Below are 17,570 nucleotides of genomic sequence, written 5' to 3'. Positions count from 1 at the left end.
GTCAACTGCTCTAGCCGAGTACGGCTATTGGAGTATCTGCCGCTCTGGCTGGCCGGGCCCGGCAGCGGCTAAAGTCTCGGAAGTCAACGTGCAGTTCGTGCCCCCCGTCCGACATCAGGAGACCTGCCGGTGAGAGAAACGCGCCGAGCGCTCGCCGAGACCCTCGGCCGTATCGACTCCCTGATCGGGGACGGGCGGAGCCGCGACGACGTGCTCGACGTGGAACAGCTCTCGAACGAAAGCGGCGTCCCGCGAGATGTCGTCAGGATGCTCCTGGACGGTGAGGAGCCCCCCGCCGAGGACATCACCGACCGGATCGTCAGCCGTATCGTCCACCTGCGCGAGACGCGCCTGCGCCCGGACGGGACCCGCCACTCCTACGACGAGATCGCGGCCTCCTACGGGGCCTCCCGGGCATCCCTGTCGAACCTCGTGAACAGCCGCCGGAAGGCGCCCTCGCCGCAGACGTCTTCGCCGCAGATGCCTGCACGGCAGCCGCCCTCGCAGCAGACGGTGGAGCGGCGTCCGGCCCGCTCCGGTGGCCCGTTGGCATCCACCCAGGCCGGCATCGAGACGTTCTTCTTCGGTCAGCCCAACGGCTGGCTCTCCGCCGATCCGCAAGCCTCGCTCAACCATGCCCTCCAGCCCATCCTGCACGGCCTGGAGGGACAGGCGGCCGATCCGATGGCTCGGCTGCGCAGTACGCACGGACTGCGGGAGTTGGCCGCGCGCGCCCCGCAATTGGCCGAAGAGGAGCTTCAGTTGGTGACTGACTGGATCGACACCATCCTGCAGCGCAGAAACGCTCAGCGGGTACAGGGTTCGGGATCGGACAGTTCGCGCACCGAAGGGCACTGATCATGGGGGCACCCGGTCGTACGCAGGCCCGTCGCCGCCCGGGATGGGAAGCTCACGCTGCGCCGTCCGCCGGGCGCAGCCACCGGCAGGCGTCCTGCGCGCGGGCCGGAGCGCGTCCCGAAGGCATCGGATGCGCCAGGCCCGGATGCGCGCGTATCCCGTTTGATCGGTATTTGATCCCCCTCAGCTTGCTGCACACCGCAGAGCCTGGCGTGGCCGACAAGGCACCTTGTTTGGCATATTGACAAGCCGAGTTGGGCGTACCTTCGGCCGGCTGGGTGCAGGCAGGGTGGGATCGGCGGGCGCCGTGCGACGGTGCCCCATGCTGAAGTTCGCGGGGGAGAGCGGTGCGCACAGGCAGAGCCAAGGAGATGCGGAACCTGATCGGCCAGTTGGCCGACGGAGTGAGCCTGCCCGTACCCGCCGCTCCTGACGCGCTGTTCGACGCGCTCATCGCCGTGGTCGCCGAGATGAGGGGCCGTGAGGTCGTTCTCCTCAAAGAGGAGTTCCCGCACCGCACCGCCACGGGACTGTGGCTCGACATGCCGGACCACGACATCATCCTCGTCGACAAGCGGGCAGCGCCCGTCCACCAACTGGCCATCCTCTGCCACGAGATCTGGCACATGATCAAGGGCGATTGCGGCCACCACGCCGACGGGATCCCCGTCGCCGCACGCGTGCTGAGCGACCGGGCCGATGTGCAGCGGACGGTGAGGGCCGTGGCCGCGCGTACCGAGTTCCACGAACGATCGGAGCAGGAAGCCGAGACCTTCGCCCTGCGGGCGGTGACGCACCTGCGGATCTGGCTGGAAGGGGAACCCGGCAGCCTCGCCACGGACCGGTCCCAGATCGCCGGCCGGATCGGCGCCTCGCTGGGACACCGCCGGTCCCAGGTCTGAGCCGTGAACGCCTCGCGCTACTACATACCCGCGCTGTCCCTGTGGGCCGGCCTCGGAGTGAAACTGCCGGATCTGATCCGAACCTGGCGTGACCCACTGGTCCGTTCGGTCTGCTGGGTGATCTTCCTCGGAGGCGCCGGATTCCTCCTCGCCGCCCCGCCCACCGTCGCCGCAGTGAACAGAGCGAGCGGCATCCCGAATCTCGCCGCCCCGCTGGACTACGTCATCGTCAGCGCCTACAGCGCCGCCTGCCTGCTGCTCATCCTTCACTGGCGCGGCGGGCCGGCCGACCATGTACGCCGTCTCGCCCGACACTGGCAGATCGGCTACAGCGTGCTGATCACCTTGATCCTCGTCCTCTTCGTGGCGGGGGACGCCCCCGTCGAGCGCCGTACGGATCTCGACACCTACTACGCCACGACGCCCTGGATCGGGCAGATGATCGCGCTGTACCTGCTCGGTCACATCACCGCGGCGGTGGCCACCACGGCGCTGTGCCGGCGCTGGGCGCTGGAGGTGCGCGGATGGCTGCGGGCCGGGCTGTGGCTCCTCGTGGCCGGATGGCTGCTGAACCTGTCCTTCAGCACCCTGAAGCTGACCGCGGTGGCGGCACGGTGGGCCGGCGGGGACTGGGACGTGCTGAGCACCAGCCTGGCGCCCGGCATGGCGAGCCTGGCCGCCACCGTCGCCACCTTCGGCTTCACGGTGCCGCTGTTCGGGCCGCGGCTGGGCGTGCTCTGGCACACCGTGATGACCTGGAGGCGGCTCGGCCCGCTGTGGCGCGAACTCGGCGGCACCTCCCCCGGGAGTCCGCTCGCCGCTCCGATCCCCTGGTATTCGTCGTACGCCGTGCGGCTCACCCGGCGTGAGGCCGGCATTCAGGACGGGCTGAACCTCCTTCGCCCGCATCTCGACGACCGGGTCCGTGCCCGGGCGCAGGCAGCGGCTCGGTCCGCGGGACACGGCGACGAGGACGCCTCCCGCATCGGCCTCGCCGCGATGATCGCCGCCGCCGTTCGGGTCCAGCCCGACGGCGCGCCCGCCGAACCCGCCGTACTCGACCACTCCGCGGGCCTCATGGCGCGCGCCGCCTTGATGGGCGTGGCGCATGCGTTGCGTACGTCCCCCATCGTCGTGGCGGCCCGCGCGGCCGCTGCGACCGCCGCGGCCCCTGCTGACGAAAGAACCCCGTCATGAGCCCGCACGACGTGCCCCCGCGCCGGCCCGTCCCTCCACCGGACACGCCCCGGCGGGCCACGGCGCCCTCTCCGCCGTCCGATCGACCGAGCCCACGTACATCCCCGGAAGGCAGGCAGGCCCAGTGGACAGCGGCATCGTCTTCTACATACCAGGCGCTCTTCTCCTGGTCGTCGCGGGACTGAAGCTGTCGGCGGGCACGGGCCTGTGGCGGGATTCTCTGGTCGCGCCGAGCAACGCGATCCTGCTCGTCGGCTCCGCCGTCTGCGTCCTGTCCGCCCCGCCCACGATCCGGTACGTCAATGACGCGACCGGCGTCGCGAACTTCAGTGCCCCGCTGGTGTACGCCGGCATGACGGCGCTCAGTGCGAGCTACCTGGTCCTCATGATCCGGTGGAAGGGCGGGCCCTCTCGGACGCAACAGCGCTCCGCCCGGCTCGTACTGGGCGTCTACGCACTGGTCATCGCGGGAATCTGGGTCCTGTTCGGCCTGGCCGAGGTCCCCGTGGAACGGACCCAGGACCTGGACACGTACTACGCCAACACGCCCTACATGCGCGAAATGATCGTGCTGTACATGGTCGCGCACACGGCCGCCACTGTCGCTCTCGCCGTCATGAGCGTGAGCTGGCTGCGAGAGGTGCGCGGTGTGACCCGCGCCGGTCTGATCCTGCTCATCGTCGGCCTGACGTTCGACGCGGGCTATCAGATCGCCAAGTACACGGCCATGGCCGCCCGCTGGAACGGCGTGGACTGGGATTTCCTCTCCACCAACGTGTCCCCACCGCTCGTCATGCTCGCCGGCGTCACCACCGCCGCGGGCTTCGCCGTCCCCCGGGTCGGGCCACCGGCGGTCGACAATGTGCGCGCGTGGAGGCGCTACAGGCTGCTGAAGCCCCTCTGTGCGGAGCTGCAGACGCTGCGTGCGCCGACCGAGGGGATCATCCGCTGGTGGGATCCGCCGGTCGTGCGTCTGGCACGCCAGGAGATCGCCATCTGGGACGGCGTGCTGGCCTGCTCGCCCTATCTCGACGACCAGGTGCGCACGACCGCGTACGCCGAGGCCGTGGCTTCACTCGCCGCCGATGGCACCTCCGGAGTCCGATCACCGCACCAGGCCACGGTGGTGGCCGAAGCGGCCATGCTGGCCGCGGCCCGTGTGCAGGTCTCCCACGACGGCAGCGCGGAGGTACCGGTGAGAGCGGGAACCCTGGAGTCCATTTCCACACCGCATCTGATGGTTCTTCTGTCGCGCGCGCTGTCCTCGTCCCCGATCGTCGCCCGAGCACGTCGGCAGGCCGCCGCCCGTATGGCCACCAGCCATGACTGAGACTCCCGCTCCCCGCAACAGAAAAGAGTGCACCCTATGTCGTCGTCTGCCAGAACTGCCTCCCGCCGTACCGCGGTGGTCATCGGAGGGGGTATGACGGGCATGCTCGCCGCGGCCGTGCTCGCCGACTTCGCAGACGTGCGGATCATCGAACGCGATGTGCTGCCGGACGGCCCACACCCCCGCAAGGGGCTGCCGCAGGCCCGCCACGCCCACGTGCTGTGGTCCGGCGGCGTGAAAGCCCTCGATGACCTCCTGCCCGGCATCATCGACCAACTCGTCGACCAAGGCGCCCACACACCGCGCGTCATGACCGACCTGGTGTCCAAGGCCCCCTCGGGGCAGTGGTTCCGCAGATTCACCCACGCCCGCCACACCAACCTCCTGTGCAGCCGTGACCTCCTCGACGCGGTGATCCGCACCAGGGTCCTGCGGGACCACCGCGTCACCCTCCTCCAGCAGACGGAACTGCTCGGCCTGCTGGGCGACGGGGACCGGGTGACCGGTGTCCGTGTACGCGCGGAAGAGTCCGAAACATCCATCCCTGCCGACCTGGTGATCGACGCGAGCGGGCGTGCCAGCCGCGCCCCCGTCTGGCTGCGGGAACTCGGACTTCCTCCGGTCCAGGAGCGCACGGTCGACGCCGGTATCGGCTACGCCAGCAGGATCTACCGCGCACCCGGCAGCGCCGCGGACGGTTTTCCCATCGTCAACGTCCAAGCCGATCCCCGCCGGATCCCCGGCCGCGGCGGCATCATCGTCCCCATAGAGGGCGGCCGATGGCTCGTGACGCTCTCCGGATCCCGTGGCGGGCAGCCCAGCAGTGACAACGACGAGTTCATGCCCTTCGCCCTGAGCCTGCCGCACCCCGTCATCGGCGAACTGCTGGCGAACGCCAAACCCGAGAGCGACGTCGTCACCACCCGCAGCACCGCCAACAAGCGGCGGTACTACGAGAAGGCCGCCCGCTGGCCCGACGGCTTCACCGTGCTGGGAGACGCCGTCGCAGGCTACAACCCCGTCTACGGTCACGGGCTGAGCGCCGGCGCACAGAGCGTGCTCGCCCTGCGCCGTGTCCTGCGGCAACAGGATCTCGCCGCACCCGGTACGGCCCGGCGCGTCCAGAAGGCCGCGGCACGGCCGGTCGAGAACGCCTGGAGCCTGGCCGTGGGCCAGGACGTGTTCTACCCGGACGCCAGCGACCAGCCCCCCACCCGGCTCGAACGGACCCTCGCCGCCTTCGTCGACAAGGCCGTCGACGCCGGCTCCCGCAACCCCTACGCCCTGCGCATCCTCCTGGACGTGATGAGCATGGAGAAGCCGCCCGCCCGACTGCTCATGCCGGACATGCTCGCGCTGGTCTTCCTCGGCCGGAAGACACCGCCCCTGGAAGGCCCGCCCCTGGCACAGCACGAGCTCGACGCCACTTTGTGATGTGTCGGCCGATCCCTGCGCGGGTTCGCCCGCGCAGGGGCCGACCAGCCCAAGTCGCCGTCAGGAACCGGCGGCGAGCCACGGCATCGGGTCGGTGTACGTGCCGTCGACGAGTACCTCGAAGTGGAGGTGTGGGCCGGTCGACAGGCCGGTCGAGCCGACGAAACCGATCACCGTTCCGGCGTCGACGCTCTGGCCCGAGGTGACCCGAAGGGCCGACAGATGGTTGTACGTCGTCTCCAGCCGTCTTCCGCCGATGGTGCCGTGATCGATCACGATGCGGTTGCCGTAGGCCTTGGTCATCGCCGCGAACACGACCTGCCCCTGCCGTGCGGCGGATATCGGGGCCCCCTGGGGCGCCGCGAAGTCGACGCCCGTGTGCAGCTTGGTCACACCGGTGACCGGGTGCTGGCGCGTGCCGAAGGGCGAGGTGACCACGAGAGAGGTGAGCGGCGGTGCCAGCACCGCGCTCGCCGCCCCGCTGCCGGAACCCCCGCTCTGCACCCGGTCGTACGTCTTGTAGCGCGGGAACAGTGCCTTGACCGCGGTGACGTAGGTCCGTGCCTTCGTGGGGACGCGCCCGGCCCGGGTCACCTCGTCCATGCCCACCGTGTAGGCGGCGAGGGTGAGGTCGAGGGGCTCTCCGGTGACCGTGCCACGGGTTTTGAGACGGGTGACCTTCTTGGCGAGAGCGCAGTCCTCGCGGGCGAGCGCCACGATGGCGTCCACCGGGTCGCGGGGTGAGGACCGTTTGTTGCCGTCCTCGTCCTTGCCCCAGGTCCGCCACTGCGCGTCGGTGAACCCGGCGATCCCCGTCTCGCCCGAGAGCGTGGCGAAATCGGTGTCCCAGCTGGAACGTTGTTCGATCTGGGCCGCGAGGACGGACGGCTTCAGGACCGTGCACGTCTTGGCCGCCGCACGCAGCCAAGGGACGTAGGCGTCCTCGACGTGCTCGGCGACCGCGCCGTCCGCGACCACCGCGCTGTTCGTACTCGGATCCGGCGACACAAGAGTGGTCAACCGGCCCGTCGCCGTCATGAACCCGGCGACCCCCAGCACGGCCGTCAGCCCCGGCAGGACCAGCAGCGTGAACGGTCCGGGGCGGCGTCTGCGCCGGGTGCGCGTGGCCCCGGGCTCGGGTGGCGACTCGGGGGTCCTGATACTCACCAGGGGACGCTAGCGTTTCGTCCACCGGACTTCAGGAGGAGCAGAGGCAAGGTCACTTGCCCGTTCGGGCACACCGCGGCGGGCGACGAAACCCGTCGCGGCGCTCAAGTGGTCCTTCCTCGGCCCGGAGCGAGCGCGTCGATCCACTCGCGGACCGCCCGGGCCGTCGTCGGGGCGTTCTCCTCCAGCACACCGAGATGGCTGCCGGGGGCGTCCACCGTGTCGTGGGGGAGCGGCCAGGACGACCGCCACCGTTCCGGCATGGCAGGCAGTGGCTCGCAGGCGCGCACCAACAGGGTGGGAACCTGGGTGGGTCGAGGGTCCCAGCCGCGGAACATGCGGGTGTACGCGCCCAGCGACAGCAACGTCAGGTCGTCCACCGCGCTGTCGAACCGCTCGCCGACGGCCACGGGGATCCGGGCGGGCATCGCCAGCAGCCAGGGCTCGGCTTCGCGATCGGGGGTGACGTGGTACGAGTCCACCAGCACGAGTCCGGCCGGAGGCGCGCCGTCGGCTGCCAGACGGGCGGTGACCGCGTGGGCGGCCGAACCGCCCATGGAGTGACCAACGACGACGTAGGGGCGATCGCCGAGGAGCCGGCGGACGGTGGTGGCGTGCAGTTCGGCCAGCGTCTCCAGGTCCCGCGCCACGGCGACCCCGGTGTCGACGCCGGGGTGGCGCAGTTCGAAGACGTCCCGCTCGCCGTCGAAGGGGCGGGCGAGCCCCGCGTACCAGGGCCGGCCGAGGTTGGTGGCGAAGCCGGGAACGCAGACGAGTGCCGGACCGTCCGCCCCCGACGCCAGTCGAAGCGGCGGTATCGCGTGCCGGGCACCCTCGTCGTGGCCGAAGGTGGGTGCGGCGAGGGACGCGCTGACGAGGAGGTACATCGCGGAGACGACGTCGCCCGTTTCGCAGACCTGCCGATAGAGGGTCGGCAGTGACCTGCCGGTTCCACGCCGGCGTTCAACCGTCGGGACGGCGGGGCGCGTCGGCTCATGACGCCGATCGCCCTCCGGCGGCCCGGCGGCAGTGGCATCGTCGGCCAGGGCGCCGCTCAGCTCGGCGTACACGTGATCCGCGAGCCGCTCCGCACTCGGCCAGTCGTACGCGACGGTGGCCGCCAGCGGGATCCCGGCGAGCAGGCTCAGCCGGTTGCGCAGCAGGACGCTCATCAGCGAGTCGAGGCCCAGCTCCGGGAAATCCCGGTCGACGGCCTCGGTCTGCGTATGACCGAGCACCGCGGCGACCTCGGCGCGGACCAGTTCCACCAGGGCGGGCGCCCGCTCGGACGGCGGCAGCGCCGCGAGGCGGTCCCGCCAGGCCCCGGCGACACCGTCCGGTTCCGTCACCCCGCTCGCCACCCCGTTCGCCGCCGGGGGCGAGGCCGTCGACCGGGCAGGGCGCAGCAGCCCGCGCAGCGGCGGCGGAACGGATGCCCCGACGGGCAGCGCTCCCGGCGAGCGGTCCAGCGGCAGCGGTGCGAGAACGGGCTCCCCGCCGCCCAGCGCGGCGTCGAACAGTGCCAGCGCCTGTTCCGGGGAGACCGCGCGCACCGCCCCGCCGTGCGCCCGGCCCGCGCGCGCCGCCATCCCGTCGTCGTCGGCCCAAGGACCCCAGGCCAGGGACAGGGCGGGAAGGCCGAGGGCGGTGCGGTGACGGGCGAGCGCGTCCAGGAAGGAGTTCGCCGCCGCGTAGTTGGCCTGGCCGGGATTGCCCAGCAGCCCGGCGGCCGAGGAGAACAGTACGAACTGCGACAGCGGCAGATCCCTCGTGAGCTCGTGCAGATGCCAGGCCGCGTCGGCCTTCGGCCGCAGTACGGCCGTCAGCCGCTCGGGGGTCATCGCCTCCAGCACGCCGTCGTCCAGGACCCCGGCCGTGTGCACCACGGTGGTGAGGTCGAGCCCGAACTCCTTGATGAGGGACTTCAGTTGATCTCGCTCGGCGATGTCGCAGGCCACCAGGTCCACCCGCGCCCCCGCTCCTTCGAGCTCGGAGCGCAGCGCCTGCGCCCCCGGCGCCCGCGCTCCCCGTCGGCTGACGAGCACGAGATGCCGTACGCCGTGCCGATCGACCAGATGCCGGGCCAGCAGCGCACCCAGGGAGCCGGTGCCGCCGGTGATCAGGACGGTGCCCCGGCCGAGGGAACCGTCCGCCGCCGCCCCGGGAGTGGCCGCGAGCCGAGGGACTCTCAGCAAGCCTTCGTGGATGGCCAGTTGGGGTTCGCCCGTGCCGAGCGCGGCAGGCAGCAGCCGTAGCGACTCGGGCCGGCCGTCCACATCCACGAGCGTGAGGCGCCCGGGATACTCGGCCTGTGCGGCCCGCAGCAACCCCCAGACCGTCGCGGCGGGCAGGTCCGGCGCCGCGTCGGCGGCGCCACGCGTGACCACGGCCAGCCGCCCGGAACCGGCGAGCCGCGCACGCAGCTCACCCAGTGCCCGTACGGTCAGCGCGTGGGCCGCGGCGGCGGGGTCGGTCCCGTCGTCGGCGGGGGCGGACAAGGACATCACGACCACCTCCGCAGCGTCCGCGGACCCGGACACGGTGCCCCGTTGCGGCAGGAACGCGGCCAGCCCCAGGTCGTCGGGTTCCTCCACCGCGACGATGGGTCCTTCGCCGACAGCGGGAACGCCGGTCCACCGCAGCCTGTACAGCTCTCCGACCGGGGCGACACCCGCCTTCGACACCGGTCGGGTCGTCATCGACTCCAGCCGGGCCACGGGCGCACCCGAGGGCGTGGCGAGATCGAGGCCGACCGCGTCGGGGCCGGTGTTCCTCATGCGTACGCGCAGCGCCGTGACCCCGGTCGCGTGCAGCGTGAGGCCCTGCCAGGCGAACGGAAGCCGGGCCGGTTCCGAGGGCGGCTCGGCAAGCAGTCCCGCATGCAGGGCGGCGTCCAGCAGCGCCGGGTGGAGCGCGTGACGCCGGGCATCCGGGAGCGACACCGGGCCGACTTCGGCGAACAGTTCCTCGCCGCGCCGCCACAGGGCCGTGACGCCCCGGAACGCCGGCCCGTACGCGAGACCGGTGGCGGCCAGCCGTTCGTACGCGCCGGTGAGATCCACGGGTGTGGCATCCGGCGGCGGCCACGCGCCGAGCGAGACAGGGCGCTCCAGGACACCCGCAACCGCCGGTCCGAGCCGACCGGTCGCGTGGTGCGTCCAGGCGCCGAGCGCACCGGACTCCTCCGGCCGCGCGTACACGTCCGCCGTGCGCCGCCCGGCGCCGTCCGGCTCTCCCAGGGCCACCTGGACCTGGATCGGCTCGTCGTCGGCGGCGGGGAGGAACAGCGGGGTGAGAAGGGCGAGATCCTCCAGTACGGCGACACCGCACGCGTCGCCGGCGTGGAGCACCAGGTCGGCGAACGCGGCCCCGGGCACCAGGGCGTGGCCGCCCACGACATGGTCGCGCAGCCACGGCTGAGCCGCGCCGGACAGCCGGCCGGCACACAGCACACGCTCCGTGCCCGGCACGGTGACCGTGTGTGTGAGCAGCGGATGGCCGAAACCGGCTGCCGCGTCGGGGGCGGGCTCGGACAGCCAGTAGCGCTGCCGCTGGAAGGGATAGGTCGGCAGGTCGACCCGCCGGGCGCCGCTGTCCGCGTACAACCGGCCCCAGTCCACCGGCACACCGTGGACATGGAGTTGACCGAGCGCGTCGAACAGGGTCCGCGGCTCGGGGGCGCCCCGCCGGGCGGCGGCCGCGAACAGCAGGTCGTTGCCGCTCTCGGCCAGAGCCGTCGTGGCCTGGGCCGTGAGGTGCGCGTCCGGCCCGATCTCGGTGAACGCGGTCACCCGCCCGTCGTACGCCAGCCAGCGCACGGCGTCCCCGAACCGCACGGCCTCGCGGGCGTGCCGTACCCAGTACTCGGCCGACCGCAGCTCGTCTCCGACGGCCGGGCGTCCCGTGAGCCCCGACAGCAGCGGGATACGGGGCCGGCCGTACGTCAGTGCGTCGGCGACCCGGCCGAATTCGGCGAGCATCGGCTCCATCAGCGGGGAGTGGAAGGCATGGCTGACCCGCAGCCGGACCGTACGGCGCCCGAGCGCGGCGAAGCGCCGGGCGAGCGCGAGGACGGGTTCCGCCATGCCCGAGACCACCACCGCGCGCGGGCCGTTCACGGCCGCGATCGCGATCCCGTCGGTCAGCTCGCGGATCACCTCCGCCTCGGTGGCGTCGAGGGCCACCATGGCGCCGCCCTCAGGCAGCTCCCGCATCAACCGGCCCCGGGCCACGACCAGTTCGATGGCGTCCCGCTCCGACAGGATGCCCGCGGCGTGCGCCGCGGCCACCTCGCCGATCGAGTGTCCGGCCAGGAAGTCCGGCCGCATGCCCCAGGACTCCAGCAGCCGGAAGGCGGACACCTCGAAGGTGAACAGGGCCGCCTGGGCGAAGTCCGTACGATCCAGCAGCGCGCTCTCGGCGGAGTCCCGGAGCACCGAGCGCAACGGGCGTTCCAAGTGCGCGTCGAAGAGGTCGCACAAGGCGTTGAAGCTGTCGGCGAAGATCGGGAAGGCCTCGCACAACTCCCGTCCCATGCCCGTGTGTTGGGCTCCCTGTCCGGTGAACAGCAGGGCCGACCGGCCGGCGGAGTCCGCCGGGCGGGACGCGGCGGTCGCCGCCAGGGTGTCCAGGGCGCTCAGCGTCGCCGCGCGGTCCTCGACGGCGACGGCGGCTCGGTGGGGGAGTGCGGCGCGGGCGGTGGCATGGGTGAACGCCACGTCGATCAGGGCGAGTTCGGGCCGCTCCCGCAGTACGGCCGCGGTCCGTGCGGCCTGCGCTCGCAGAGCGGCCGAACTCGCGCCGGAGAGGAGCAGCGGCGGTGTCACCGCGCCGCGCCGGGAGGGTGCTGTGGCGACCGTGCCCGCCTCGGCCTCCTCCAGGATCACGTGCGCGTTGGTCCCGCCGATGCCGAACGCCGACACCGCCGCCCGTCGGGGTCGCCCGGGGACGGGCCGCCACTCCTCGTCCCGGGTCAGCAGCCGTACGGCGCCGGACGACCAGTCCACTCGTGGCGACGGCTCGTCGGCGTGCAGCGTCCGCGGGAGCCGTTCGTGGTGCATCGCCAGTACGGTCTTGATGACACCGCCCACCCCGGCCGCCGCCTGGGTGTGCCCGAGATTGGACTTCAACGAGCCCAGCCACAGCGGCCGTTGGGCCGTTCGGTCCTGTCCGTACGTGGCCAGCAGCGCCTGCGCCTCGATCGGATCGCCGAGCGCGGTTCCCGTGCCGTGCGCCTCCACCGTGTCGACGTCCGCCGGGGACAGTCCCGCATCGGTGAGGGCCGCGTGGATCACCCGTTGCTGCGCGGGCCCGTTGGGGGCGGTCAGCCCGTTGGACGCGCCGTCGGAGTTGACGGCCGAGCCGCGCAGCACGGCCAGAACCGGATGACCGTTGCGCCGCGCGTCGGACAGCCGTTCCAGAAGAACCAGGCCCACGCCCTCGCCCCAGGCGGTGCCGTCGGCCGCCGCGGAGAAGGGTTTGCAGCGCCCGTCGGGCGCCAGCCCGCGCAGCCTGCTGAACGCGACGAACGGGCCGGGCGAGGCCATGACCGTGACCCCGCCCGCGACGGCCAGCGAGCATTCGCCGTCGCGCAGGGACCGTACGGCCGTGTGCATCGCCACCAGCGACGACGAACACGCGGTGTCCACCGTCACGGCGGGCCCGCGCAGCCCCAGTGTGTAGGCGATCCGGCCGGAGGCGACGCTGCCCGCCGAACCGAGGGCGAGATGGGCCTCCAGTTCGTGTCCGCCGTGACGCAGGAGGCGGCGCCCGTAGTCGGCGTGCATCACGCCGACGAAGACACCGGTGTCGCTGCCGCGCAGCCCCGACGGGTCGAGGCCCGCCCGTTCCAGCAGCTCCCAGCCGGTCTCCAGCAGCAGCCGTTGCTGCGGATCGGTGGCCAGCGCCTCGCGGGGCGACATGTTGAAGAAGGCCGCGTCGAAGTCGGCCGCCCGGTGGAGGAAGCCGCCCCTGCGGGTGAGGGAGGTGCCCGGCCGGTCGGGGTCGGGGTCGTACAGGTCGGCCGTGTTCCAGCCACGGTCGGTGGGGAAGTCCGAGGTCGCGTCGGTGCCGTCCGCGACGAGCCGCCACAGATCCTCCGGGCACTCCACGCCCCCCGGGTATCGGCACGCCATGGCCACGACGGCGATGGGCTCCCTGGGTTCCCCGGGCTCGACGCGGGGTCCGCCGCCGGACGTGCGCGCGGCGGCGGGCGGGCGGTCGCCGTGCAGCGCGTCGCGCACCAGGACCGCCGCGGCGGCCGGCGTGGGATGGTCGAACACCAGCGTCGCCGGCAGATCGAGACCGGTCGCCGTGCCCAGCCGGTCGCGCAACAGCACACCGCCGAGGGAAGTGAGTCCCAGTGCCGTGAAGGGCAGTTCGGAATCGAGGGACTGCGCGGGGACGTCGAGCGTGCGGGCGGTCTCGTCGAGTACCAGGTCCAGTACGGCGTCGGACGCGGCCGTCAGCCGCTCGCGCAGCGCCGTGGACGCGGCCGCACGTTCGGCGGCGAGCCGCTGCGTCAACTGCTCGGCGAGCGCGGACCGGACGATCTTGCCGGAGGGGGTACGGGGGATCGCGGGGGTCGGGTAGATCTCGTCCGGCACCTTGAACCCGGACAGCCGCTCCCGGCAGTCGGCGAACGCCCGTGCCGCGTCGAACCCGTCAGGTCCCGGGACGACGAAGGCGACCGGCACCTCGCCCAGCACGTCGTGCCGTCGGCCGACGACAGCGGCGTCGGCGACGTCGGGACGGGCCAGCAGTACCTGCTCGACCTCGGACGGGTTGATGTTCTCCCCGCCTCGGATGATGAGTTCCTTGACCCGGCCGGTGACACGGAGGTGTCCGTTCGGGCCGAGCCGGCCCAGGTCCCCGGTGCGGTACCAACCGTCGGAGAACGCCTTTGCGGTGGCGTCCGGGCGGTTGTGATAGCCCGTCATCAGTCCGGGGCCGCGGACCCAGATCTCCCCGTCGGCCCCGTCCGTGACCTCGGCACCGGTGGACGGATCGGTGAGCCGCACCGCGAGCCCCGGCAGCACAGGCCCGCTGGAGGCGTCGTCACGGGGTCCGTCGAGCCGCTGGACCGCGATCTTCCCGCAGGTCTCCGTGGAGCCGTAGCCGTCGAGCAGGGGAGCGGCCAGGACACGGCCGACCTCCGCCTTCAGCTCAGGGGAGCAGGGCGCGCCCCCGGTGACGCACAAACGCAGTGACGAAGACACCGGGGACGCCGTCTCGCGCAGCGACTCCAGCAGGAGGCGATAGGTGGCGGGCACCCCGGCCAGAATGGTGAACGGCTCCGCGGCCAGCGCCCGGGCGACGCTCGCACCCGGGGCGAGGAGGCGTGCGCTCGCACCGACCGCGATCACTCCCATCAGACACAGCGAGTGCGCGAAGGCGTGGAACATGGGCAGGGGCCACAGCAGCCGGTCCTCCTCCCGCAGTCCGTGCGCCGGCACGTAGGCCGCCGCCACCGACCACAGGGCGGCACGCTGGGTGGAGACCACGCCCTTGCTCTCCCCGGTCGTGCCCGAGGTGTAGAGAATCCACGCCGGATCGTCGAGACCGAGGTCGTCCCGGGGCGCCGCGCCAGGATCCGTCCCGGCCAGGACCTCGAAGGCGAGCACATCGGCGGGCAGGTCCTCGGAGGCGAACGTGTCGGCGGGCAGATCGCCGGGACCGACGACGGCCACCCGTAACTCGGGTCGCCCAGCCGCCAGTCGGGCGACCTGGGAGGCCGGCGACTCCTCGGTGATCACCAGGACCGCGCCGCTGTCGTCGAGGAAATACCCCAGCTCTTCGTCCGACGCACCGGGGTTCAGCAGCACGCCGACCGCCCCGGCCCGCAGCACCCCGAGACAGCTCTCCACGAGCTCCACCCGATTGCCCAGATGGATCGCGACCCGCTCCCCGCGCCGCACCCCGAGCCGCGCCAGATGCCCCGCCAGCCGACCGGTGCGCTCCTCCAACTCCCGGTAGGTGACGGCGCGGCGGCTGTCCACGTAGGCGGTCCTGCCTCCCAGCCGAGCCGAGTGCTCCCTCAGAGTGCTGGGCAACGCACGCACCAACTCGCCCTGGAATTCGGCCATTCCCCACCCCTACGACCTCGACCGCAGACCACTCGCCGTAACCGTACGTCAGCCGAACTCCCGTTCAGCGGCGCCACAACCTCGCGGCGCGTCGGCCGCCGCTCCACACAACCCCGCCTCCGATGTTCCGGAGCCGGGACTCTCTTGCTCAGTCCGAGCCCGGACCGGCGATGCGTTCGACACGCGGCTCGGCGAGCCTGGCGTAGTCCGCCCCGGACATGGCGAGCGACCGATCAAGGCGAGCGGCGTTGAAGTAGAGGCACGGTCGCGCGACGACGTCCGGATCCGCGACGAGTTCGAGTGCGGGGTCGAAGCTGAAGGGCAGAACGGTGCCGGGGACGGCATGGGCCAGTCGCCCCGCGGTGGCCGCGTCGCAGAATCCGACGTAGCGAGCCGCGAACAGCGTGCGGATGGCGTTGAGGTCCACACGCCGGTCCCCCGGGACGACCGCGAGCACGTGGCGGGTGACCCGCCGGTCGATCTTGACCATCAGAACGAGGCACTTCGCGGCTTCGGAGACCGGGTGCCCGCGTAGTGCGCTGACCGTCTCGGTGGTGCCTTCCGGTTCGTGGTCGATGAGTTCGTACGCGGTCGCGGTGCTGTCGAGCAGGCTGATCAGACGCTCGTAGGTGCCGTTGTCCGGCATGGCGACTCCTTGATGTGGGTGGTGCGGTGGGTGCGTTCGATGTGCTGCCCCCAGTACGTTCCGGTGACCATGAGCGCGGCCCCGAGGCCGGTGAGGACGGTGAACCCTTCGCCGCCGAGGCAGACACCGACCACGACCGCCCAGACCGGTTCGGTGCCCAGCAGCAGACTGGCCCGGCTGGCAGAGCTGTTCTGCACCGCCCAGGTCTGGGCGAGGAAGGCGAACACGCTGCAGAACAGGGCGAGATACACGAGCTGGCCCCAGACCGCGGCATCGACCCGAGTCAGCGTCGGCAGGGCGCTGGCGGCGGGCACCACGAACAGCGCCGAGCCGACAGCCGTCTGGACGGCCGTGAGCTGCAACGGCTGCACGACGCGGCCCTGCGTGAGCCGCCCCACGAGCGCGACATGCGCCGCGCGCACCACCGCGGCGGCGAGCATCAGCAGGTCGCCGATCCCGGGAGTGTGGAAGCCGCTACCGGACATGAGCAGTGCGACGGCCACCAGACACACACCCGTGGCGGCGAAGAAGCGCGGAGGCAGCCGTCCGTTGTCCGTCGTGCGGTCCAGCAGTGGGGTGAGCACGATGGTGAGGCTGATGATCAGGCCGGCGTTGGCCGCGCTGGTGTGCGCGACACCGTACGTCTCCAGAACCAGGACGGCGGCCTGAGTGACCCCCAGCACAGCCCCGACACGTATTTCGTCCCGCGTACAGCGCTCCTTCCGGCGGCGGGCGGCGACGAGGGCGAGGCAGGCGATCGCGGAGATCGCGTACCGCGCGAACAGCACCACCAGGACCGGCAGGGCATGGGTGGCCGTCTTCGCGGCCAGGTAGCTGGAGCCCCAGACGATGGCGACAAGCAGAAGCACTGCGTCAGTGCGGCGAGTGTGGAACACGCCCCTACGCTGCACTGTTCCCACCTTGAAGCCAAGAACGAAGTTCTTCAGCAATCCTGAAGCATCACTACACTGAGCAGGTGAACGAACGGCAGTTGCAGATCTTGCGGGAGCTCGGCGAGTCGGGAAGCGTGACCGCCACCGCCGAGGCGTTGCTGATGACACCCTCGGCGATCTCCCAACAGCTGCGGCTGCTGCAACGCTCGATCCCCGTTCCTCTCACCGAACGCGACGGCCGGCGGCTGGTACTCACCGATGCCGGGCAAGCCCTGGCCCGTGCCGCGATCGAGGTGGAGACCGCGATGGCCACGGCACGCCATGCGATCGACGAGTTCGTCGACCAGCCGGACGCGGGCGTATCGGTGGCGGCCTTCCACAGCGCGGCCTCCGCGTTCTTCCCGCTCCTGCTGCTCGGCCAGGCAGGACCTGGACGCCCACGGCTCTCGCTCGCCGACGAGGACGTCGCGCAGGACCACTTCCCCGGACTGACCCGGGACTACGACCTCGTACTGGCCCACCGTCTCGACCAGGCGCCGCCGTGGCCGGCCACGGTCACCGCCGACACGCTGCTGCGTGAACCGCTGGACATCGCCCTGCCGGCCGGCCACCCCCTGACCGCCAAACGACGTCTGACCCCGCGCGACGTCGCGGACCAACCCTGGATCACCGTGCACGACGGGTTCCCGCTCATGGCCACCATCGACGCCATCGCGAGCGCCGCGAACCGCCGGCTCGACATCGTCCATCGCATCAACGAATTCTCGGTGGTCGCCGAAGCCGTCGCCGCCGGAGGGGGCCTGGCCCTCATGCCCCGCTGGACCACGCGCCCACACCCCGCACTCGTCCTCAGGCCTCTCAGCGGCGTGCACACCCGACGCCACATCGACGTGCTCCACCGCCCCGAACGGGCCGCACGAAGAGCCGTACGCACGGTGCTCACCGAACTCCACCGGGCAGCGGCGACGATCCAGCGGCGGGACGGCGGCGCGGTTCCGGCATGAACGCCGTCGTGCGCGTCGAAGCAGGTGACCAGACCGGTCAGGATTCGAGAAGCGC

General features: G+C 71.9%; 10 protein-coding genes. 6 read left to right on the top strand and 4 right to left on the bottom strand.

Going from position 1 to position 17,570, the window contains the following annotated elements; all coding sequences use genetic code 11:
• Positions 1-129 precede the first annotated feature (129 nt).
• From ACFZDJ_RS26865 to ACFZDJ_RS26845, 5 genes are all read left to right on the top strand, one after another.
• The gene (locus tag ACFZDJ_RS26865) at positions 130-858 is read left to right on the top strand and encodes a hypothetical protein (RefSeq protein WP_391062270.1); all 729 of its coding nucleotides are present in this window, start codon (positions 130-132) and stop codon (positions 856-858) included.
• A gap of 347 nt (positions 859-1,205) precedes the next feature.
• Positions 1,206-1,760 carry a toxin-antitoxin system, toxin component gene (locus ACFZDJ_RS26860; protein WP_248297318.1) on the top strand — a complete coding sequence of 185 codons (555 nt, stop codon included), beginning with the start codon at positions 1,206-1,208 and terminating at the stop codon, positions 1,758-1,760.
• A 3-nt stretch (positions 1,761-1,763) separates the two neighbouring features.
• Complete coding sequence (locus tag ACFZDJ_RS26855; protein ID WP_391062266.1) at positions 1,764-2,957, top strand: MAB_1171c family putative transporter; 1,194 nt, start codon at positions 1,764-1,766, stop codon at positions 2,955-2,957.
• 124 nt (positions 2,958-3,081) lie between these two features.
• Complete coding sequence (locus ACFZDJ_RS26850; RefSeq protein WP_391062263.1) at positions 3,082-4,287, top strand: DUF6545 domain-containing protein; 1,206 nt, start codon at positions 3,082-3,084, stop codon at positions 4,285-4,287.
• 36 nt (positions 4,288-4,323) lie between these two features.
• Positions 4,324-5,721, top strand: coding sequence for an FAD-dependent monooxygenase (locus tag ACFZDJ_RS26845; RefSeq protein WP_390935657.1), 1,398 nt, complete (start codon positions 4,324-4,326; stop codon positions 5,719-5,721).
• Positions 5,722-5,781: 60 nt separating this feature from the next.
• Here ACFZDJ_RS26845 and ACFZDJ_RS26840 read toward each other — a convergent pair whose 3' ends face one another.
• The 4 genes from ACFZDJ_RS26840 to ACFZDJ_RS26825 all read right to left on the bottom strand — a co-directional run bounded on the left by ACFZDJ_RS26840 (position 5,782) and on the right by ACFZDJ_RS26825 (position 16,514).
• Entirely contained in the window at positions 5,782-6,888 is a 1,107-nt protein-coding gene (locus tag ACFZDJ_RS26840) for a peptidoglycan DD-metalloendopeptidase family protein (RefSeq protein ID WP_391062261.1), read from the bottom strand.
• Between the two features lie 104 nt (positions 6,889-6,992).
• Positions 6,993-14,972 carry an SDR family NAD(P)-dependent oxidoreductase gene (locus ACFZDJ_RS26835; RefSeq protein WP_391062257.1) on the bottom strand — a complete coding sequence of 2,660 codons (7,980 nt, stop codon included), beginning with the start codon at positions 14,970-14,972 and terminating at the stop codon, positions 6,993-6,995.
• A gap of 148 nt (positions 14,973-15,120) precedes the next feature.
• The gene (locus ACFZDJ_RS26830; RefSeq protein ID WP_390935664.1) at positions 15,121-15,618 is read right to left on the bottom strand and encodes a YbaK/EbsC family protein; all 498 of its coding nucleotides are present in this window, start codon (positions 15,616-15,618) and stop codon (positions 15,121-15,123) included.
• On the bottom strand, positions 15,588-16,514 hold the full coding sequence (locus tag ACFZDJ_RS26825; protein ID WP_391062255.1) for an EamA family transporter: 927 nt from the start codon (positions 16,512-16,514) through the stop codon (positions 15,588-15,590). Before ACFZDJ_RS26825 ends, ACFZDJ_RS26830 begins: the two co-directional genes overlap by 31 nt.
• Positions 16,515-16,594: 80 nt before the next feature.
• Here ACFZDJ_RS26825 and ACFZDJ_RS26820 point away from each other — a divergent pair, with 80 nt between their 5' ends.
• Entirely contained in the window at positions 16,595-17,515 is a 921-nt protein-coding gene (locus ACFZDJ_RS26820) for a LysR substrate-binding domain-containing protein (RefSeq protein WP_391062252.1), read from the top strand.
• Positions 17,516-17,570: the final 55 nt, after the last annotated feature.

It is taken from the genome of Streptomyces sp. NPDC007896, from assembly GCF_042959425.1.
Classification (GTDB): Bacteria; Actinomycetota; Actinomycetes; order Streptomycetales; family Streptomycetaceae; genus Streptomyces.
The sequence above is the reverse complement of the archived record's forward strand: the minus strand, read 5'-3'. Positions and strand labels throughout refer to the sequence as shown.